Annotated in this window: 17 protein-coding genes; 14 read left to right on the top strand and 3 right to left on the bottom strand. The window is 29.6% G+C overall.

From position 1 onward, the window contains the following. The first annotated feature begins 214 nt into the window (after positions 1 to 214). The 12 genes from LOS86_RS11040 to LOS86_RS10985 all read left to right on the top strand — a co-directional run bounded on the left by LOS86_RS11040 (position 215) and on the right by LOS86_RS10985 (position 16,713). On the top strand, positions 215 to 4,210 hold the full coding sequence (locus LOS86_RS11040; protein ID WP_231842157.1) for a T9SS type B sorting domain-containing protein: 3,996 nt from the start codon (positions 215 to 217) through the stop codon (positions 4,208 to 4,210). A 500-nt stretch (positions 4,211 to 4,710) separates the two neighbouring features. After that, a complete protein-coding gene (locus LOS86_RS11035) occupies positions 4,711 to 5,643 on the top strand; it encodes a PorP/SprF family type IX secretion system membrane protein (protein ID WP_445156335.1) in 933 nt (310 codons plus the stop codon). 10 nt (positions 5,644 to 5,653) lie between these two features. Continuing rightward, the gene (locus tag LOS86_RS11030; RefSeq protein ID WP_231842156.1) at positions 5,654 to 7,582 is read left to right on the top strand and encodes an OmpA family protein; all 1,929 of its coding nucleotides are present in this window, start codon (positions 5,654 to 5,656) and stop codon (positions 7,580 to 7,582) included. Positions 7,583 to 7,588: 6 nt separating this feature from the next. Then, complete coding sequence (locus LOS86_RS11025) at positions 7,589 to 8,791, top strand: sensor histidine kinase (RefSeq protein ID WP_231842155.1); 1,203 nt, start codon at positions 7,589 to 7,591, stop codon at positions 8,789 to 8,791. A 56-nt stretch (positions 8,792 to 8,847) separates the two neighbouring features. Then, positions 8,848 to 9,603, top strand: coding sequence for a LytR/AlgR family response regulator transcription factor (locus tag LOS86_RS11020; protein ID WP_231842154.1), 756 nt, complete (start codon positions 8,848 to 8,850; stop codon positions 9,601 to 9,603). 17 nt (positions 9,604 to 9,620) lie between these two features. After that, entirely contained in the window at positions 9,621 to 10,022 is a 402-nt protein-coding gene (locus LOS86_RS11015; RefSeq protein ID WP_231842153.1) for a response regulator, read from the top strand. A gap of 253 nt (positions 10,023 to 10,275) precedes the next feature. After that, the gene (locus LOS86_RS11010) at positions 10,276 to 10,635 is read left to right on the top strand and encodes a serine O-acetyltransferase (RefSeq protein ID WP_231842152.1); all 360 of its coding nucleotides are present in this window, start codon (positions 10,276 to 10,278) and stop codon (positions 10,633 to 10,635) included. Position 10,636: 1 nt separating this feature from the next. Then, on the top strand, positions 10,637 to 11,755 hold the full coding sequence (locus LOS86_RS11005; protein WP_231842151.1) for a glycosyltransferase: 1,119 nt from the start codon (positions 10,637 to 10,639) through the stop codon (positions 11,753 to 11,755). A 58-nt stretch (positions 11,756 to 11,813) separates the two neighbouring features. Beyond that, the gene (locus tag LOS86_RS11000; RefSeq protein ID WP_231842150.1) at positions 11,814 to 12,902 is read left to right on the top strand and encodes a glycosyltransferase; all 1,089 of its coding nucleotides are present in this window, start codon (positions 11,814 to 11,816) and stop codon (positions 12,900 to 12,902) included. A gap of 40 nt (positions 12,903 to 12,942) precedes the next feature. Continuing rightward, positions 12,943 to 14,295, top strand: a complete 1,353-nt coding sequence (locus LOS86_RS10995; RefSeq protein WP_231842149.1) for an O-antigen ligase family protein — start codon at positions 12,943 to 12,945, stop codon at positions 14,293 to 14,295. Further along, positions 14,261 to 15,268 (top strand): glycosyltransferase family 4 protein, encoded by a 1,008-nt coding sequence (locus LOS86_RS10990; protein ID WP_231842148.1) that lies wholly within the window; start codon positions 14,261 to 14,263, stop codon positions 15,266 to 15,268. Before LOS86_RS10995 ends, LOS86_RS10990 begins: the two co-directional genes overlap by 35 nt. 59 nt (positions 15,269 to 15,327) lie before the next feature. Continuing rightward, positions 15,328 to 16,713: an exopolysaccharide biosynthesis polyprenyl glycosylphosphotransferase gene (locus LOS86_RS10985; RefSeq protein WP_231842147.1), complete on the top strand. Its 1,386-nt coding sequence runs from the start codon at positions 15,328 to 15,330 to the stop codon at positions 16,711 to 16,713. A 4-nt stretch (positions 16,714 to 16,717) separates the two neighbouring features. Here LOS86_RS10985 and LOS86_RS10980 read toward each other — a convergent pair whose 3' ends face one another. Both LOS86_RS10980 and LOS86_RS10975 read right to left on the bottom strand, forming a co-directional pair. Next, positions 16,718 to 17,830, bottom strand: a complete 1,113-nt coding sequence (locus tag LOS86_RS10980) for a lipoprotein N-acyltransferase Lnb domain-containing protein (protein ID WP_231842146.1) — start codon at positions 17,828 to 17,830, stop codon at positions 16,718 to 16,720. A gap of 45 nt (positions 17,831 to 17,875) precedes the next feature. Beyond that, complete coding sequence (locus LOS86_RS10975) at positions 17,876 to 18,907, bottom strand: putative type IX sorting system protein PorV2 (protein WP_231843935.1); 1,032 nt, start codon at positions 18,905 to 18,907, stop codon at positions 17,876 to 17,878. Between the two features lie 165 nt (positions 18,908 to 19,072). Between LOS86_RS10975 and LOS86_RS10970 the strand changes: the two genes are divergently transcribed. Continuing rightward, positions 19,073 to 19,807, top strand: a complete 735-nt coding sequence (locus LOS86_RS10970; protein ID WP_231842145.1) for a CDP-alcohol phosphatidyltransferase family protein — start codon at positions 19,073 to 19,075, stop codon at positions 19,805 to 19,807. Further along, positions 19,807 to 20,658 (top strand): glycoside hydrolase family 25 protein, encoded by an 852-nt coding sequence (locus LOS86_RS10965; RefSeq protein ID WP_231842144.1) that lies wholly within the window; start codon positions 19,807 to 19,809, stop codon positions 20,656 to 20,658. Before LOS86_RS10970 ends, LOS86_RS10965 begins: the two co-directional genes overlap by 1 nt. A 246-nt stretch (positions 20,659 to 20,904) precedes the next feature. Here LOS86_RS10965 and lptB read toward each other — a convergent pair whose 3' ends face one another. Next, on the bottom strand, positions 20,905 to 21,702 hold the full coding sequence (lptB, locus tag LOS86_RS10960; RefSeq protein ID WP_231842143.1) for an LPS export ABC transporter ATP-binding protein: 798 nt from the start codon (positions 21,700 to 21,702) through the stop codon (positions 20,905 to 20,907). Positions 21,703 to 21,719 lie beyond the last annotated feature (17 nt).

Below are 21,719 nucleotides of genomic sequence, written 5' to 3'. Positions count from 1 at the left end.
TACAAATAAAACTTTTATGTGTATATTTTTTTAATAAGAATTTTGTCTATTTTATAATAGAAATTGATTTTTTATTAAGTTTTTTCGTGCAATTTATCAAAAAATACACTTGTTAATAATAAAGATACGCTTGTTACATAGCCTTCGGATTTCAGTTATAGTTGTCGGAACTTAGAAGTAAGATTTTAATAAATGTTTCCCAAAATATTTAGTCATGAAAAAGCTATTACACTTCCGATCAAATTTACAATTAGTAAATTTACTATTTTTCTTCCTTATATTAAGTTTTGGAAATAGTTTTTCTCAATGTACAAATGGTTCAGTTAGACCAGCGGATGATTTTACTTACTCGTTGAGTTCTCCTAGATGTTTTAATGGAACTGATGGAGAAATTAGACTTTCTAATATACACAGTACTCTTGGAGTAAATGACTTTACAAATCAGTCTTATCAAGCAAGAATAATTAGTGGTCCTGGTGGAGCAAGAAGTTTTACTATCGCTCCAGATTCTCCAAATATTACGTTATCAGGATTAGCATCAGGAACTTATTTAATTGATATTATGGATGCTTGTGGTAGTAATAGTTCTGATATTACTATTGTAATTCCTAATGGATTTGATAATATGACTTCTGTAGTTACTACAATTTCACATACAGATAGAAGAACTGAAGTAAATTCTCCTGAATGTGGAAGTATTTATAAATTTAAAATCAAAACGGTTTGTAGTAATTCTAGTGGAAATGTAAATTATACTTTTACCAATGTATTAGGTCAAACTTTAAATGTTCAGAATATTATTCCTCAAGCTGAAATAGGTGTTTTAACTAATAGAAGTGTCTTTTTTGAAGTACCTGCTTCTTTTTTTGCAGGTAGCGATTTAACTTACACAGGTTCTAACAATTGTGGACAAATTCCTGGTGGTGTTTTAAGTCTTCCAGTTGAACAAGATATTATTTTTGATACTCCAAGAATTTATATACTTGAAGATCCTAATAACAGTTGTGGTTACGGTTATGATGTGAAATTTTTCAGAATTAATGTAACAAATCCAGTTCAAGTAAGTGTAGAAGAAACTAGTAGACCAGGTGAAGTTGCTTATAATATTTACAACCAACCTATTCAAACAAGAAGTTTTAATTTGTCTCATTTAAACAGTGTTTCTATGGGTAATGCAGCGTCAGTAGATTTAGGATTAAGATACAATGTTGCTTATACAATAACGTTAACAGATGCTTGTGGTTTCACAACACAATTAGAAATGCGTCAAGATACTGTTCCTTTTGCTCCTATAGTTGAGTCTTCATTTAATGCAGGTTATAACGATGCATTGGCTTATTATGATGATATTTCAATTTTGAGAATGAAAGAGTTGCCTGTTTCAAGTTTCGCTGTTGGCCCGGTTACTTTTACTATTAATTCAGGTCCTTCAACTTACACCACTCAAGTAGGCAATGGAGCTACTTTGGTTTCTGCTCCAATTTCATATCCAATTTCAATGGTTTTTAATAATCCATTTGCAATAAATGTGGTGGCCAATGAAAATTCAAGATCATTTCCTCCAGGCACTTATAATATAACAGTTACTGATGCCTGTGGAAAAACAGCAACTTTTAATCACACTACTACTCATACAAGAAATTATTCTGTTACTCATCAAATTTTAGGTTGTGGTTCTATTACAGATGTGGTTCCAGTAGCATTAAAATTACCAATTGGTGTAGTAAATACTTATGCTGCCATTTACAAAGCAGATGGAACCATTTTATATTCAGGTGTGATTACTTCTGCAGCACCGTTTAATTATAATTCATCAACAAGAGAAATTACTGTTGCGATACCAAATAATGAGCAATTATTTTTCAGATATGGTGGTGTAAGAGATGGAAATCCTGTAACACCATCACAATTAGGCGGAACTAATGGTTTACCTCGTTTACAAGGTGGATTTTTATATGAATATGCATTTTCTGCAACACTTACTCCTTTTGTTTTTGAATCTATTGTTGGTTGTGAAACTACAGTAAACATGGTAGCAACAGGTGGTGTTCCTCCTTACATGTATGCATTATACGATGAAACTGGAACTCAACTTATTTATAATTATCAAAGTGATTCTGTATTTAGTAATTTAACACAAGGGAATAGCTATTTAGCAAAAACTATTGATGCTTGTGGTAGAGAGTTTACTCAAAAATTTTATGTATACGATGCACCAACTCCAGAATTTTCTTTACAATCAGAAGCAAGATGTAATGGTGAATTTGGAATAATTAGTGTTACTGATTTACCTGAAAGTTGGACTATTCTTGAAACAGAAACTGGAAATGTATATAACGGAACTACCTCTGAATATACAATCGATAATTTACCAGCGGGTTCTTATAATTTTGTTTGCACAGATTTAAGTACAAACTGTAGCAATCAAATTATTATTCCTTTAGAAGTAACATCAGAAATATGCCCAATTGCAAGTGATGACGTAGTGCTTTATCATACTAATACATCAACTTTTTTTAAAGCATTTGAAAACGATACATTAGGAGCGCCAGTTGATCCAACAAGTACTCGTTTAGTTGCGCCAATAAATGCAATTGATATAGCATATTGTGCTGAAGATAATGTAATTGATTTTAAAATACCTGATGAAGGTAGATGGTTAGTAGATTTAACTGATGGTATAGTTAAATTTATTCCTGAGGAAAGTTTTTCTGGAACTCCAACACCAATTCGTTATTTTATTAAAGACTTCAATCAAAATGTGAGTAATGAGGCAAATATTGTGTTGGACTTATTACCAATCGCAACAGATGACACCTCTGATTATACTGCAGGACTTAATGCTACTTTAAACTTAGTAGAAAATGATATTACAGGTGATGTTGTAGATGTGCAAACAGTTGAATTAGAAATCCCATCAGAATTAAATGCTACTGTAAGCTATGATACAAACTTAGTAATTGTTACAGTTCCTAATGAAGGAAATTGGAAATTAAACACGAGTACAGGAAATATTACTTTCATTCCTGTGTCAATGACAGTAGAAAATCCTTCTAAATTGTATTATAGAGTTAAAGATTTTCAAGGTAATTGGTCTAATACTGCAACAATTGAGTTACAATTAACATGTGTAGTTGATGTGGTTTGTCCTAATTTTGAAGACATTACTTTAGAATGCTATGATGAATTGCCAAATGCAACTTCATTAACAGTAGCGCAATTTGAGCAATTAGGTGACCAAACCGGTAGAATTATTGGAAATGAATGTAATTTGGTAACTATTACGGCTTCTAATTCTCAAGATACAGGATGCAATGGAACAGTAACAAGAACTTACACAATTGTATTTTACGAATCTGAAACAAATAGAGCATTAAATACTTTTACATGTAGTCAAGTATTTCATATAGTAGATACTGTAGCTCCTCAATTTTTAACAAATATTCCTAGTGAAGTAACAATTGAAAATATAGATCAACTTCCTAATTATTCTATTCAAGCTAGTGATAATTGTTCAAACCAAGTGAGTGTTACTTACGAACAAGAAGTTATTCCTGGAAATTGCGCTACAAATTATGAAGTAATTCGTACATGGTTAGCAACAGATGCTTGTGGAAATGAAGCTAAACTAACTCAAAATGTAATGGTAGTAGATAATAGAATTCCAATTTTCATAACAAGCGTTGCGCCAGTAATTTTTACAGATTGTGAAAATATTCCTCAAATTCCTAATGTAGTAGCAGAAAGTGCTTCAGGAGAAGTAACTGTTGTTTATGAAGAAGAAACTGTAGAAGGTGATTGTGCAAGTACTTCAACCATTTTTAGAAAATGGACAGCTACTGATGCATGTGGAAATGTAGCTTATTTAAATCAAGAGATTCATTTGTCTTGTGGAGTAAAAGTTTACAATGCTGTAACTCCTAATGGAGATGGTAAAAATGATATTTTTTACTTAGAAGGTATTGAGTGTTATCAAAATAATAAAGTAGAAATTTATAACCGATTTGGTTCTAAAGTATACGAAACTGTGAATTATGATAATAAAGAAAATGCATTCAGTGGGGTTTCAGATAGTTCTTTAAACACTATGGGAGGAACATTACCAGAAGGAACTTACTATTACATTATTTCTTATGATTATTTCGATTCAAATAGTAACAATTTGAAAAATATACAAAAAACAGGTTACTTGTATATTGCTTCAAATTAAAAGAGATCATTCATTGATATTTTGGGGAAGCTTATTACTGTGAAAGGAGTATTTTAAACTCCTTTCAGGTAGTAAGTATTAAGACCCGAATTTAAAAACGATAAAATTTAGATTATCTGAAAAACGATAATTTAATTAAAGAGATCATTCATTGATATTTTGGGGAAGCTTATTATTTGAAAGGGGTTTTACGCTCCTTTCAGGTAGTAAGTTTAAATCCTGAATAAAAAAATATGATTTTTAGATTATCAGAATAGTGATAATTTAATAAAAAGAAATCATTCATTGATATTTTGGGAAAGCTTGTTTTTTGAAAGGAGTTTTATTTACTCCTTTCAAAAAATGAGTAAATAAAGTTTCCAAAAACGACAAATAATTCCTATAAATTTCGTAACTTTATAATATGGAAAGGTATAAAAATTCATAATAATATTATTTCCTGAATAGCTATTTTTAGCAAAATTAATTTAGTGTTTTCATCATTTAACCCCAAGATAACAATGAGAAAATCAGTCATATCCTTAGTTGCATTATTTCTTATAATGCTAGTGGGTGCTGAGGAATTATATTCTCAGCAAGATCCACAATACACAAATTACATGTACAATACAATTGTGATTAATCCTGCTTATGCTGGAACAAGAGATGTTCTTAGTGGTTTGGCTTTATATCGAGCTCAATGGGTGGGTTTAGATGGTGCTCCCGTAACAGCAGTTGTGTCACTTCATTCTCCTGTTGCAGATTCAAATATTGGATGGGGAGTTTCTATTATTAATGATGAAATTGGACCGGCTACAGAGCAAAACATTTCGGCAGATTTTGCTTATCGTATTCCATTTTCAAATTCTTCAATCTTGTCATTTGGCGTTAAAGCTACTGCTAATTTGTTAAATGTTGATTATACGAAACTTAGTATTTATGATCCTTCAGACCCTTTATTGCAAAACAATGTTGATAATCGTTTTACACCTAATGTTGGTGCTGGATTTTATTGGTATTCAGACCAATATTACATAGGTCTTTCTGTTCCTAATTTCTTGGAAACGAAATATTATGATGATAATACAAGATCTTCTTCTGCTAATTCAAAAATGGATTACTATCTTATGGGAGGTTATGTATTTAATTTGAACGAATCATTACAGTTTAAACCTGCTTTCTTAGGTAAATTTGTTACGGGTGCTCCTATGCAAATAGATGTTACTGCCAATTTTTTATTTTTTGAAAAGTTAACTTTAGGTACTGCTTACCGAATTAATGGTGCCATTAGTGTTTTAGCTGGTTTTCAATTGTCAAAATCTGTATTTTTAGGGTATTCTTATGATACTGAAGCTTCTAATTTGGCAAATTATAACTCAGGTTCTCATGAAATTTTTATGCGATTTGAATTATTTAAATCAACAGCAAAAATTTATTCTCCTAGATTCTTTTAAGATAGTTCTCATGAAAAAAATAATCCCAATAGTAGCATTTTTTCTATTTTTCTTTAGTTTTTCTCAAGAGCGAAAAATTAAAGAGGCCAATTCAGCCTACGAAAAATTAGGATATATGAATGCGGTTTCTATTTTTATTGAAGTTGATAAAAATGGTTACGGTTCTCCAGATATTTATAAAAAAATTGCCGATTCGTACTATTTTAATGGTAATTATATTGAAGCAAATAAATGGTATGAAAAATTAATAAAAGGAACAGATAAAGTTGATTATGAATACTATTACAGATATGCTCAAACTCTAAAAACAGTTCCCGATATTGAATTGTCTAATTATTATTTAGGTTTGTTTTCAAAATTAAAAGAAGCAGATTCACGATCTAAACAGTTCGAAGACAATACGGAATATTTAATTCAAATAGGCAAGGATAATGGTCGTTATGAAGTAACTCATCTTGATCTTAATTCAAAATATAGTGATTTTGGTGTTTTTGAATATCAAGACAAAATTATTTTTACTAGTTCAAGACCAAATGAGTACGCCAAAATAGATAGTTGGACAAATCAACCATTTTCTAGTTTGTATGTTGCTCCTAACAATTCTGCCAAAAAAACACCAAAAGCAGAACTCTTTTTTAATTCGAAATTATCTTCTAATAACGAATCTACTGCTGTTATTACAAAAGATGGTAAAACACTATTTTTTACACGAAATAATTTTGAAAATAAAAAAAATAAAAAAAATAGTAAAGACGAAGTTTCATTAAAAATTTACAGTGCAAAATTAATTAATGGCGAATGGTCAAATATTATTCAGTTGCCTTTTAATAGTGATGATTTTAATTGTGCTCATCCAGCATTAAGTGTTGATGAAAAGTTTTTATACTTTTCGTCTAATATGCCGGGTTCTTTTGGACAATCCGATTTGTATAAAGTTGAATTAATGGAAGATGGACAATATGGACTCCCTCAAAATTTAGGTAATCAAATTAATACCGAAGGAAGAGAAACGTTTCCTTTTTTATCTGCTAATAATGAACTTTATTTTGCATCAGATGGTCATCTTGGTTTAGGCGGATTGGATATATTTGTTTCAAAAATTAATAGCGATGATTCTTTTTCAAAACCATTTAACATTGGTAATCCTGTAAATTCTCCTTTTGATGATTTTTCATATGTGATTAATCCCGATAGTAAAATAGGATATTTTTCTTCTAACCGACCAAAAGGAAAAGGAAGTGATGATATATATAAATTCTATGAGAAAAAAACATTGGCCGAAGAAACCGAAAAATTATTTGTTGGAAAAGTAGTAGATGCTTTGTTTGGAACGCCAATAGAAAATGTAGTTGTTACATTATTTGATGATGCAAAAACAATCATAGATAAAACAACAACAAATCAAGATGGTGAATTTTTCTTTAGAAATAATTATACAAACAATGGTTGGTATGTAATGTATAACCACGATATTTATGAAGCTAAAGAGGATTATTACAGAAATAAATTGCAATCTAACACTAATGTTCAAACCTTATTGCTTCCTAAAGAAGTTGAATTAAGAGACGGTTTAGATTTGGCAAAATTCTTTTCTATTCAAAATATTTATTTTGACTTGGATAAATATGAAATTACTGAAAATGCCGAAAAACAAATTGCCATTTTATTGTATGTAATGCAACAAAATCCTAACATGAAAATTGAAATTAAGTCGCATACTGATAGTAGAGCTTCTAAAAGTTATAATATGAAACTTTCAAAAAATAGAGCCTTGGCAACATATAATTGGTTGGTTAATAAAGGAATTGATCCTTCTAGAATAACCGCCAAAGGATATGGAGAATCAATGCTTGTGAATAATTGTTCAGACGGTGTGCCTTGTTCAGAAGAAGAACATCAAATGAACAGACGAAGTGAGTTTATTGTAATTGGAAATTAATTAAATATGAATATTTTAAATACAGATGCTGATTTACGAATGGCAACACTTAAATCTTGTGGAATGCTAACTGATTTACCAGATCCAATGTTAGATAATCTGTTGCAAATTATTGCTTCAGTAAGTGGTGCATCTACTATTTTTATTAGCTTTTTTGAAAAGGATAAGCAATATTTTAAATCTAAATTAGGTATTTCAGTTGCCTCTATTCCATTAGAAAACTCAATATGTTATCAATTAATTTCTTCAGCTAAGACAAATGAAATTTTAGAAGTTGTAGATCTAAATAAACAAGAACAATTTTCGTCTAATGTAAAATTATACGCTCTTTCAAACCCGATTACTTTTTGTACAGTTCCAATTGTTAATCTGCAAGGAATTGTTGTAGGTTCAATAGGAATGTTTAACCCGTTTGAAGCTAAATTGGGCACACAAGAACAAAAAGAGGTGCTTAAAAATGTTTCTCAACAAGTTAGTTATCTGTTGAAATTAAAAAAATCTAAAGATTTAGTAAAAGTTCAGGATAAAGAAAAAAAGCTAGAATTAGAAGGATTTACAAACATTGCTGTACATGACCTAAAAGCGCCAATTCGTTCTATTAAATCATTTTTACAACTTATTGAAGCTAAAAACAAAAGCAATAAAGATGAAAAAGAAGCTAAATATTTCAAATTTATTTTTGATAATGTAAAAATTCTAGAAGATTTAATAGCTGATTTAGCACAATATGTTAAGATTGATTGTATTACAACTGAAGAAGAAGATTTAGATCTAAATGAATTGGTAACTACAATTTATAATGATTTCAATTTGTCGGATTCAAAAACTATTGATTTTCAATGTGATAAATTGCCTTTGGTGAAAGGATTTCGATTTGAATGGCATGCTGTTTTTTATAATTTAATAGAGAATGCACTGAAATACAATACTTGTGAGGAAATACTACAGTTGAAAATTTCATACAAGGAAAATCCTGACCACCATATTTTTGAAGTGGCAGATAATGGCATTGGAATATCTGAGGAATTTTTTGAGATGATATTCAAGCCCTTTAAAAGATTACATACCAAGACTGAATATCCAGGAAGCGGGTTAGGTTTGGCTATAGTTGAAAAAATAATTCAAATTAATAATGGAACACTTCAAGTTGAATCTCAATTAAATAAAGGATCAAAATTCATATTTACAATTCCAAAAAAAAGAATGTAGTTTAAAGAAAAATAATTATCTTTATTCGATTATAATAAAAATATGAATTCTAAAATATGAAATTAATAAAAGCCATAATCATTGAGTCGAATAGTGAAGTTATTAAAAAACTTTCCAATTTTGCGGAGGAGAATTTAGTTATTATTGAAATTAATGAACATTGTGACAATTTTATTGATGGAATCGAAATCATAAAAAAACAAAAACCTGATTTAGTTTTTTTAGATCCTACTGATGAGAACTTGGCTTCATTTGATTTGCTTAAAGAATTGGATTTTAATATCCCTAAATTTATTTTTATTTCTGAAGACAGAAATAAAGCTTATGAAGCATATCAATACAATGCAGTAGATTTTTTATTAAAACCCTTAAATTTTAATGGATTAATCGTTTCCTTGTATAAAGTAATCAAGTTGATTGAAATGGAAATAAGTTTTCAAAATCAGAAATTAAATCAAATAAGTTCAATTGGAATTTTAAGTACTAATAATGGATTTATTGCTATTTCATCATCTGATAAAATTGATTTGATAAAAATTGAAGAGATATTATATTGTAAAGCAGATGGAAAATATACCGATTTTGTCTTAGAAAACAAACATGAAATATTATCAAGTAAGAACTTAGGAGAATATAGTTCTGTTTTGTTGAATAATCATTTTTTTAGAATTCATCATTCTTATATTATAAATGTTAAAAAGATAATTAAAATTACAAAAAAAGACGGGTTATATTGTGAATTGCCCAACGGGATTTCGCTTCCAATTGCTAAAAGAAGACAAGAAGAATTTTTAAAATTTATAAAATTATAATTTAATACCCCTATTTAATGAATAAAACAATAAAAAAAATAATGATCGTTGACGACAATGAGTTCGATTGTTATATTACATCTAAAATTATTAATAATATAGATGAATCTATAGATATAATGGAGTTTAATTCCTCTACAACTGCCATTCAATTTTTAGAGGAATTTCAAAATACAACGGATAAATTACCCGATTTTATTTTTTTAGATATCTATATGCCAGTAATTGATGGCTTTGGGTTTTTAGATAGATTTAATGATTTATCTGATGTTATCAAATCGCATACTAAAATATGTATTTTATCAACTACGGTAGATGATTTATACATACAAAAAGCAAAAATTAATAGTTCAGTAATGTTTGCAAGTAAACCCGTAACAAACGAGTTTTTAGAAGATCTATTTAATAAAACCAATTAATTTGTTTTCTTGTATTGTTAAATCAGAGTTGTATCTTTACATTTTTAATTTAAAAAAGTAAATGAGTTGCCTTAATTTAATCTATCTTGATTACAAAAAATATAAAAAATACGGAGGTAATTTTTTTACTATAGTTTTTTTTACACAAAGTTTTTGGGCTATCCTTCAATATAGGATAGCTCATTCTGTTTATAATTTGCCTGTTCCTATTTTAAAACATTTTTTACAGATTTTTTGTTTGATTTGGCAAAAAATGATTGAAATCTTGACCGGAATTTCGATACCTTCTTCAGTTAAAATAGGTCATTCCTTTTACATAGGTCATTTTGGTGGGATTATCTTAAATGCTAAAACAGTTATAGGGAATAATTGTAATATTTCTCAAGGAGTAACTATTGGTGTTTCTGGAATTGGCGAAAAAAGAGGAGTTCCGTCAATAGGAAATGATGTCTATATTGCGGCAAATGCAGTTATTGCTGGAAATATTATTGTAGGAAATAATGTCTTAATTGGCGCTTGTTCATTAGTAAATTCTAATGTTTCAAACAATAGCGTTATGCTGGGCGTTCCTGCAATCAAGGTTTCTGAAAAAAGTTCGGAGGGCTATATTTAAGATGAAGTTAGTTGTTATTTCTTCAGCACCAATAATAAATCAAGATAAAAAATTAGCACTGTATGCTCCTTATGAAAAAGAAATGCAGTTATGGGCAAAATATACTAATTCAATTGATTTTTGCTGTCCCATATGGAATGAGGAAAAAAAATTATTAATTGCTCCAATTTCTTTTCCAGTAGATACAATTTTTAAATTAAAAGAATTTGATGTTACCTCTTTTTTCAATTTGTTAAAAGCAATACCGGCCATATTTTTCTCTTTTTTTATAATTTTCAAGGCAATGCTTAAGGCTGATCACATTCATTTGCGTTGTCCTGGGAACATGGGCTTAATTGCGTCAATAGTTCAAATATTTTTTCCCTTTAAGAAAAAAACCGCTAAATATGCAGGTAATTGGGATCCTAAAGCAAAGCAACCATTTACGTACAAATTGCAACGTTGGATATTAAGTAATACAATTTTAACCCATAATATGCAAGTTTTGGTTTATGGTAATTGGCCAAAGCAAACTAAAAATATTAAGCCATTTTTTACAGCCACTTATTTTGAATCTGATAAAGTTGCCACTCAACCTAGAACTTTTGATGGTACAATTGAATTTCTGTTTGTGGGTACTTTGTCTAAAGGTAAGCAACCTTTATATGCGGTTCAATTAGTAAATGAACTTATTAAAAATGGTAAAAATGTACAACTAAATTTATTTGGCGAAGGAGAATTGAGAGACACGATAACGGCATACATTAAAGAGCATTCATTACAAAACTTTATTTTCTTGAATGGAAATCAATCTAAAGAAACGGTTTTAGAAGCCTATAAAAAAAGTCATTTTTTATTGTTGCCTTCCAAAAGTGAAGGTTGGCCAAAAGTTGTGGCAGAAGCAATGTTTTGGGGTTGTGTTCCTGTAGTAAATCCTGTTTCATGTGTGCCTTTTATGTTAGATTATGGAAAACGAGGCATTGTATTGAGTGAAAATTTGTTAAATGATGTATTGAAAATTAATTCTGTTATCGATTATAATAAGTCTTATCAAGCTATGAGTTTAGAAAGCCAACTTTGGTCTCAAAAATATACATTAGACTTTTTTGAAGAGGAAATAAAAAAGTTAATTAATCAATAAGTTGATTAAATTTCACGCTATTTAGGATTAAATTGTAAATGATAATAATAAAGTTTCTTTGAAAATAGATAATAATATTCGCGTAATTCAGTTAATCGACAGCCTAGAGCCAGGTGGTGCCGAGCGTATGACTGTAACTATTGCAAACGGACTTGTTGATAAAGTAGCTTTATCAGGATTAGTGGTAACCCGATTAGAAGGTGGTTTGAAAAGTACGATTTATGAAAAGGTAAGTTATGCCTTTTTAGATAAAAAGAAATCGGTTGATATTAGTGCGTTACTTCGATTGAGAAAGTTTGTTAAGAACAATAAAGTAAATACAATTCATGCACACGGAACGTCATATTTTTTTGCCATTTTATTAAAATTTACAATGCCTTCTATTCGTGTTTATTGGCATGATCATTTTGGTAATCGAGTTCAATCTAGAGATAATTACTTTTTACTTCGTTTGTTTTCAATTTTGTTTAGCGGTGTTTTTACAGTTAATGAGGTACTTAGGGATTGGGCTAAAAAGAAATTAATGGTTAAAAATGTTGAATTTTTATCTAATTTCACTTCTGATTCTTCACAAGAACTACCGGTTACTTTTCTTAATGGAAGTCCGGAAAAAAGGATAGTTTTTTTAGCTAATTTACATCATCCTAAAAACCATATTTTGGCTTTACGTTCATTTTATACAAGTAAAATAGCAAATTTAGGTTGGACTTTGCATTTAATTGGTAAAGACAAAAAGGATAGTTATTCTGATGAGTTAAAAGATTTTATCCAACAAAATAATTTGCAAGAAAGTATTTTTATTTATGGTACTTGTACAGATGTGAATAATATTTTAAAACAAGCTTCAGTAGGGATATTAGTATCAAGTTATGAAGGATTTCCAGTTACTTTGTTAGAGTATGGTATGGCAGGTTTAACCGTAATTTGTACTAATGTTGGTTATTGTAATTCAATTGTTCAAAATGATGTAACGGGTTATTTAATTTCTTCAAATAATGAAGAAGAATTGCGAGATGTCTTTATGAAAATTGAAAACGAATCAGATAAAAATGCTTCTCTGGCTAAAAATTTAAATACCTTTGTTAAGGATAATTATGCTCCAGAAAAAGTAATTCAGAAAATAATATCAGCCTATCAAAATAATTGATCAAACTAGAAATTTTCTAGAATAAATTTCAAATGGATTTATGAAAAGTAATCAACGTACATATTTATTGATTTTAGGATTGCATGTTTTGCTAGCCTTTTTAATTTATGCAGTGCCTTTTCTTTCCAAAATTTATGGTGTCCTTATACCTTTATTAGGTACAATTTTGCTAGTTAATTCTAAAAATAAGAATAATGAAGTACTTTTGATTACTTCGTATGTAGTTGGTGTCGAAGTGTTTTTAAGGATGACGGGAGGAAATGCAGTTCATGAACTAGCAAAATATGAAGTGATTATTTTCTTTATTTTAGGGATGCTGTATTCAGGAATTTCTAAAAACGCAATTATTTATTTATTTTTTATTTTGCTTCTGTTGCCCGGAGTTTATATAGGTGCTAATGTCCTTGGATATGAAGTAGATGTAAGAAAAGCAATATTGTTTAACATACTTGGTGAAGTTGCTTTGTTTGTTAGCGCATTGTATTGTTTTAACAGAAAAGTTACATTAACTCAAATAGAATATATAATTAAGGCAATTGCATTACCGTTAGTGTCCATGGTAGTGTATTTGTTTTTATATACACCTTCAATTAGAGATGTAGTTACAGGAACGCAATCAAATTTTGCTACTTCTGGAGGTTTTGGTCCCAATCAAGTTTCTACAATCCTAGGTTTAGGTATGTTTTGTTTTTTTGCTTTATTGATATTATTTTCCAAATCAAAATTGGTTTTTTTAGTTCATTTAGCCTTGTTGTTAATGACATCTTTTAGAGGGATTGTAACTTTTTCTAGAGGAGGAGTATTAACTGCTATTGCAATGATTGTAGTATTAATCTTTGTTTTATATTGGTTTGCAAACACTAAAGCAAAAAGTATTATTGTGATTCTAACTATAAGTTCTCTGATAATTGGAGGTTTTGTATGGACTTATAGTGTGTTGCAAACGGGCGGCATGATAGAAAATAGATATGCAAATAAAGATGCTAGAGGAAGGGAAAAAGTTGATAAATTAGGAGGAAGGGGAGAAATTGCGAATACCGAATTAATCATGTTTTTAGAGAATCCAGTATGGGGAATAGGTGTTGGTAAAAACAAAGAATATAGAGAACAAATGACTGGTATAGAAGCGGCATCTCATAATGAAATTACTAGATTGTTAGCTGAACATGGTGTTTTTGGTATTTTAGCATTCATGATTTTGTTGTTTACACCACTAATTTTTTATTTGAATAACAGAGAACATATTTTTTTAATTTCCTTTTTTGTTTTTTGGTTATTAACAATCAATCACGCGGCAATGCGTATTGCAGCACCAGCATTTATTTATGCTTTAACACTTTTAAAAGTAAGCTTTGTAGATGAAAATACTATACATAGGAAACCAACTGTCTAAACATGGTTTAAATAAAACCACTATTGAAACTTTAGGTCCTAATTTAGAGAAAGAAGGTTTTGAGATTTATTATGCCTCAAGTAAAAAAAGGTTTCTTTTTCGATTACTTGATATGTTATTAACTTTATTTAAATACCGTAATAAAGTTTCTTATGTTCTAATTGATACGTATAGTACGAAAGCTTTTTGGTATGCTTTTTTTTGTGGCTATTTGTCTGATATTTTTAAAATAAAATATATACCCATTCTTCATGGTGGAGATTTACCTAAGCGATTGAAATTAAATCCAAGAATTTGCAAAAAGTTGTTTTCGAATGCTTATCAAAATGTAGCGCCTTCAGGATTTTTAAAAAAAGTTTTTGAAGAACACGGATATCATAATATTATCTACATTCCTAATGCTCTTGAAATAAAACACTACAATTTTAAATCAAGAGATAATTATGCTCCAAAAATTATTTGGGTTAGAGCTTTTGCCACAATTTATAATCCAAAAATGGCAATTAAAGTACTTTCTAGAATCCAAAAAAAATACCCTAATGCTCAACTAACAATGGTGGGGCCTGATAAAGATGGAAGTCTTAATACAACCAAGAAATTTGCACAAGAACTAGGTGTTGAAGTAAACTTTACAGGTAAATTAAGTAGAGATCAATGGTTAGAATTGGCATCAAATTCTGATTTTTTTATAAATACGACCCATTTTGATAATACTCCTGTTAGTGTAATGGAGGCTATGGCAATTGGTTTGCCAGTTATTTCAACAAATGTTGGTGGAATTCCTTATTTGTTAACTCATAATCAAAATGCAATTTTAGTTAACGATGATGATGATGAACAAATGGCTAATGTAATAATTGATTTATTGTCGGATAGTTTAAAGTGTAGTTTGTTATCGTCAAATGGTAGAAAATGGATTGAACAATTGGATTGGGGAGTTGTCAAAAAGCAGTGGTTAAAGATGTTATATTAATTTTTATTATTGTATTAATATTATTTTTGTTTCTTTGCACCTAAATTTCCCCTAAAACTATGCAAGTACAAAAAAGAAAAATACATTTTGAAATTTCAGAACGTAAGATATTATTACGTTTTATAGATTTGTTTTTTCCAATAACTGTTTTGGCTTTTATTGGTCATTATTTTCAATTTGACTATTTTAAAGTATCTCAAACTAACTTTACATGGACAATTGTATTAGCGGTTTATTTGCTTCTTTTTGGGTCTATTTTTGAAATGTATAATTTACAAACGGCAAGTAATCGACTTCAAATTTCAAAAAGTATAATTTTAACTTCTTCAGTTACGGTATTAGTTTATTTATTAACACCCTTTTATACACCCGTTTTACCTTCAAATCGTTTACAAATTTTATTATTTTTCTTTTCCATCTTATTTTCTTTATCATTAGGAAGGTATCTTTATATTGTTTTATTTGCTTCTAATCGCTTTATGAAAAAAGTCTTGTTTGTTGCAAATAGCAAGGAAATTGATTTCATGGTTGCAGAATTATCAAAGTTTAATCCTCATTATCATGTTTTAGGATATATTGCAATAGGAGAATCTCATCATGAATCTAAAATAGAATTAGTTTCGGAAGAACATTTAGAGGAATTTGTAACTCGAAACTATATTTCTGAAATTGTAGTTATTAGTTCAAAAAATAAATTAACCTCATTAGATTTATACACTAAATTGCTTGGTTTATTAGAGAAAGGAATTGTTATTCGTAAATACAATCAAGTTTATGAGAGCAGTACTTATCGATTACCAATTCAATTTGAAGATAAAGAATTGTATAAATTTTTTCCATTTAGTAGAAGTAATCAAAACAAATTATATATCTATTTTAACCGTTTATTTGATATTTTATTGTCAATAGTAGGTTTACTAGGTTTTATGCTAATTTGTCCAATTATTTGGTTGATTAATCTATTTTTTAATAAAGGTAGTTTTTTTTATACACAGGAAAGAATTGGAAAAAATGGAGTTCCATTTACAATATATAAGTTGCGAACGATGGTTCAAAATGCTGAACAAAATGGAGCTGTTTTTGCAACTACGAATGATAGTCGAATTACTCCTTTTGGAAAATTTTTGCGTAAGACTAGATTAGATGAATTTCCTCAATTTATCAATGTATTGAAAGGGGATATGGCAATAATTGGACCTAGACCTGAACGAAAAGTATTTGTTGATGAAATATCAAGTGTAATTCCATTATATCAATCTCGCCATGTAATTAAGCCAGGATTAACAGGTTGGGCACAAGTAAATTATCCTTATGGAGCAAATCTTGAAGATAGTTTAATGAAGCTTCGATATGATTTGTATTACATTAAACATAGAAGTTTATTTCTTGATATTAATATTATTATCAAGACATTGAGCACTATTCTTTTCTTCAGAGGTCAATAAGAAGCTAGTTACTTACTTTTTTTATTTGTAAAATAATTTTTCCTATCCAATAAAAATGTAAGGCGATAAAAGGCCATACAATTTCAAAGTGAATTTTTGTAGTCATATAGGCTAAATACACTAACAATAAGGCTAAAATTACTTTCCCAAATAAAACAATTCTATCTTTAATTCCTTTTTTAAGATACCAAGCAAAAACTAATAAAAGCGGGTTAAATAATAATATGTTATAATTCCATAATACTTCTTCATGTAAGGAATACAAACCAACTAAAGAAAAGAATACACCTAAAATTCCAGCTAAAATAAAGTAGCTAATTTGTATCCATTTTTTGTTTAAAAATACTAAAATTAACAAAATGGTAATCAACGAATAAATAGAATTAAGCCAATTAAAAGGCAATTCTGATTGAGTAACTTTAAGAAGGGTTGTCTTGTTTTTTTCAATCAGATTTCCATTAACTTTTGTCGCAGAAATAGCATCTTTAAATTCGTATGGAAGAAATAAGCGGGTAGCAGGTTCATCTACTTTTGTACCAAAAATCAATTGTATTCCTAATTTCATGTAAAAATCAGTCATATAAGGATATAATATTTCCCGATACGATTGGTTAGTTGTGTTTGATTTTATGTATTCCTTTCCTAAAATGCCATTTATTTTATCCACAACCATAGTGGTGCAATTTCGATCAATGAACTTATAAGTGTAAAAACGCTCTTCACTAAAAACAGACTGATTTAATTGCTGATATAAATCACGAATTTGTAAAGGTGTAAGGTTTAATTCTTGTTCAATTATCTCTCTATTTTCGTATTGATAATTGTAATAGAAGTCGATGAAATTTCCATAAGTAACAAAATATTGTAAATCACCTTTTACAAATTTTCCAATAAAGTTTGGAGTGCTAAAATCAAATGCACCATAATTATAAACTATATCAATTCCTTTTAAACTGTCTTTAATTCGAATTCCAGTATGGCCATACATAGCATACGATTCAGGGCCTAGACCACAAGTTAAAATACTAACTTTTGCCTTTTCAGAAAGTGTGATGTTTTGGGAATAAGAAATTGTTGTTCCAAGGAAAAGAAATAGGAAAAGTAATTTTTTTATCATTCGAGTTCTATTATCTATGTTCTTTTGTCTTTTTTCTGATGAGAATTATCTAAACAATTCCCAATCCACTTTTAGTGAAAAGATATTGGAATATAAGGCAGCGCTTTGATCTCCTAAATCGGTTAAAGCATAGTCAACTTGAATTCCTTTGTATTTGAATCCTATTCCAATATTAGGTTGAAAACTTAATTTATTGGAATTGTCAATTTGAGTTATTTGTTGAAAATTTCCAACGCCAGCTCTAAGATAAACCAAATCAATGTAGCCAAATTCTAACCCTAAAGCTGGATCAATACTTACAGCGTTAGTTGAGATTAAATCATTTGTTCTAGCAAATTGCATGTTTAAATTAGTTGCTGCTAACAAACTATAATCATAACGAATAATCCATTTTTTAGACATTCCTAATTGCGCTTTAGGTAATGTAATTTCGCTAGTTTCAGGTAATTCTTGATTCTCTCCCGGAATAGCATCAGCAATTTCCTGATATTTTTCTTCATTAATGGTCCAAGTATTGTAAGTTGTTGTAATATCCCGAATCATTAAACCAAATTTCCAATCTTCATCATCACTGATATATTGTATTCCTAAATCCAATCCAAATCCCCAAGAATTTGCAAAATCTCCTATAACTCTTCGTATAACTTTTGCATTAACTCCATAATTTAAACCTTCAATAGGTAAACTTCTAGCGTATGAAACGGTTAATCCATAATCTGCAGCTGAAAAAAGAGAAATGCGGTTATAGTCGATGTTTCCTTCACTGTCGATAAGTTGCGTAGTGTTTAAAATGTCATCAACTCCAAAACGAATTATTGAAATTCCCACGGCGCTTCTGTCGTCTATTGGCATGGCAAAACCAGCATAATCATATTGCGCAATATTCGCAAAATAATTGGCATGCATAATCGCAAATTGCTTGTCTTCTAATTTTAATAACCCTGCCGGATTCCAATAGCCTGAATTAACATCACCTGTGTGTGAAACTACAGCGTTTGACATCCCTAAAGCCGCAGCATCTACACCAATATTTAAAAATTCATTGGAATACTTCCGAATGGATTGTCCATAAGCCATCCAACAAAAACAAATTAAAAAATATAAGGTGGTCTTTTTCAATGCCAATTTTTTTACAAAGATGAAATAAATTTCTCAAATACTAAACTCTAAAAGTATTAACTTATTGTATTACCTTTGCTCTAAATTTATAAAGTTTTGTAAGATTTTTTTAAAAATATAACTATGACAATTAAAAAACACATTCCTAACCTTATTACGTTATTAAACCTTTCTTCTGGTTTATTGGCAATTATTGCCATTTTTAGAGGTTATTTTGATGAAGCTTTTCTTTTTGTTTGCTTAGGAATATTCTTTGACTTTTGGGATGGTTTTTTTGCAAGAAAATTTAATGTAGCCGGACCTCTTGGAGTTCAGTTAGATTCTTTAGCGGATATGGTAACCTGTGGCGTTGTGCCAGGATTAATGATGTTTAGATTGTTTGAGGATATACAACAAACGCAACCTGCTTATATGCTAACTGAAGATACATTTTATATGGGATTTGTTCCTTATTTAGGGTTTTTAATTACCATAGCATCGTGTTATCGTTTGGCTAATTTTAATATAGATACACGACAAACCGATTCTTTCATTGGGTTACCAACACCTGCTAATGCTTTGGTAATTATGAGTATTCCAATGATACAATTTGCAAATGATTTTGAAACACTAACAAATATATTATACAACCCTTATGTGTTGTTAGTAATTACAATAGTAAGTGCTTATATTTTAAATGCCGAAATTCCACTTTTTTCATTGAAAATAAAAGAATTTACTTGGGCAAAATATAAAATGCAAATCTTGTTTTTATTAGGTTCTATTTTATCCTTTTTTGTATTAGGTTTTGTTGCTATTCCTTTGATTATCATTAGTTATGTTTTAGTTTCTGTGATTGCGAATAAAGTAAAAGCGTAATGACCTATAAAATTCAAAGGCATAAATCAATAACAAAAAGAAAATCAAACTCGAAAAGAAAATGGATTTTCTACCTGATTTCTTTAGTTCTTTTGTTATTTGTTGCGATTGGAATTTATAAGTTTCGAGATGGTTTTTTGTATTATTTGGGTTTTAAAACCAATAAAAATATAGCAACTTTATCCAAAGAAGAACGGAAATTAGCAGATATCCGCATTTATGAAGTGTTACACAAACACGATGACAAAGCCATAGGTTTTGATGTTTCAGAATATCAAAGCAAAATCGATTGGGAGCAAACTTATCATATTGATGAAGCTTTTGAGTTGTCATTTGTTTTTATTCGTGCTACGGCTGGAAAAAACAAAATTGATACCAGATTTAAAGAAAACTGGAAAGGGGCAAAAGAAAGGCAAATTATTCGAGGCGCTTATCATTATTATCGTCCCAATGAAAATTCATTGGAACAAGCAGAAAATTTTATTACTACGGTAAAATTACAAAAAGGGGATTTGCCACCCGTTTTGGATATTGAAAAATTACCAAAATCTCAATCAATTGATAGTCTAAAAGTAGGATTACGAAGATGGTTGAAAAAAGTGGAAAAGCACTATAAAGTAAAACCAATAATTTATTCTGGGGAGAGTTATTATACAGATTTCCTAAAAAAGGAATTTTCAGATTATCCACTTTGGATTGCCAATTATAATTTTTGGCGCAATGATTTAGAATCGGATTGGCTCTTTTGGCAATTTACTGAAAAAGCCCAAATTCAAGGCATTGAAGGAATGGTGGATATTAATATTTTTAATGGCGATACAAATAAATTGTTGCTGAAGTGTATTCGATAGTTGTTTAAACGTAAAGAAGTAAAGTTTTTTCGCAAAGGATGCAATTCATTAAAACACATAGAAACAGTTGTTTCACGTATTGTTGATTTAGTCCGAAGTGTCGCACATTGCACTTAGTATAATTCACATTAGACTATGCGCATAGCTTGTCTTGCTGCCAAGCATCCCTTGTTTAACAATCAGTACTATGATAAAAGAAATAAAGCTTTGTGCTAAAATCCGTGAAACTTTGTGCTACAAAAAAAACTATTCTTTATTCAAATTTAATTCTCCTTTACCATGAATAATGGTTGTTTTTGGAGCATCAAAATCAATTTTGGTTTTTCGTAACTCAAAATTTTGTCCTAGATAAACACGTCTAACCATTTCATCAGCTACCAATTCTTCTGGCTTTCCTGCTTTTAAAATGCCACCTTCAAACATTAAGTAGGTTTTGTCAGTAATAGCCAAAGTTTCTTGAACATTGTGGTCGGTAATAAGAATTCCGATGTTTTTGTTTTTTAATTGGGCTACAATTCGTTGAATATCTTCAACGGCTACAGGGTCAACTCCTGCAAAAGGTTCGTCCAAAAGAATGAATTTTGGATCAGTTGCTAATGCACGTGCAATTTCAGTTCTGCGGCGTTCTCCTCCAGAAAGCAAATCTCCACGATTAGTACGAATATGTTGTAAAGCAAATTCATCAATCAAGGCTTCCATTTTAGCTTCTTGTTCTGCTTTTGAAAGAGTAGTCAATTGCAAAACACTCATAATGTTATCTTCAATACTCAATTTTCTAAAAACAGAAGCTTCTTGAGCTAAATAACCAATACCGTTCTGTGCACGCTTATACATTGGATAATTTGTGATATCCATGTCATCTAAATAGATAGAACCGCTATTTGGTTTTACTAAACCTACAATCATGTAGAATGAAGTGGTTTTTCCGGCACCATTTGGACCCAATAAACCTACAATTTCTCCCTGATTTACTTCAACGGAAATCCCTTTTACTACACTTCTTTTTTTATAGGTTTTAACTAAATTTTCTGCTCTTAATTTCATTTTGTAATGTGTCAATT

This window comes from Flavobacterium cyclinae (assembly GCF_021172145.1).
Lineage (GTDB): Bacteria > Bacteroidota > Bacteroidia > Flavobacteriales > Flavobacteriaceae > Flavobacterium > Flavobacterium cyclinae.
Note: the sequence above shows the minus strand (reverse complement) of the source record. Positions and strands in the feature narration are given on the sequence as shown.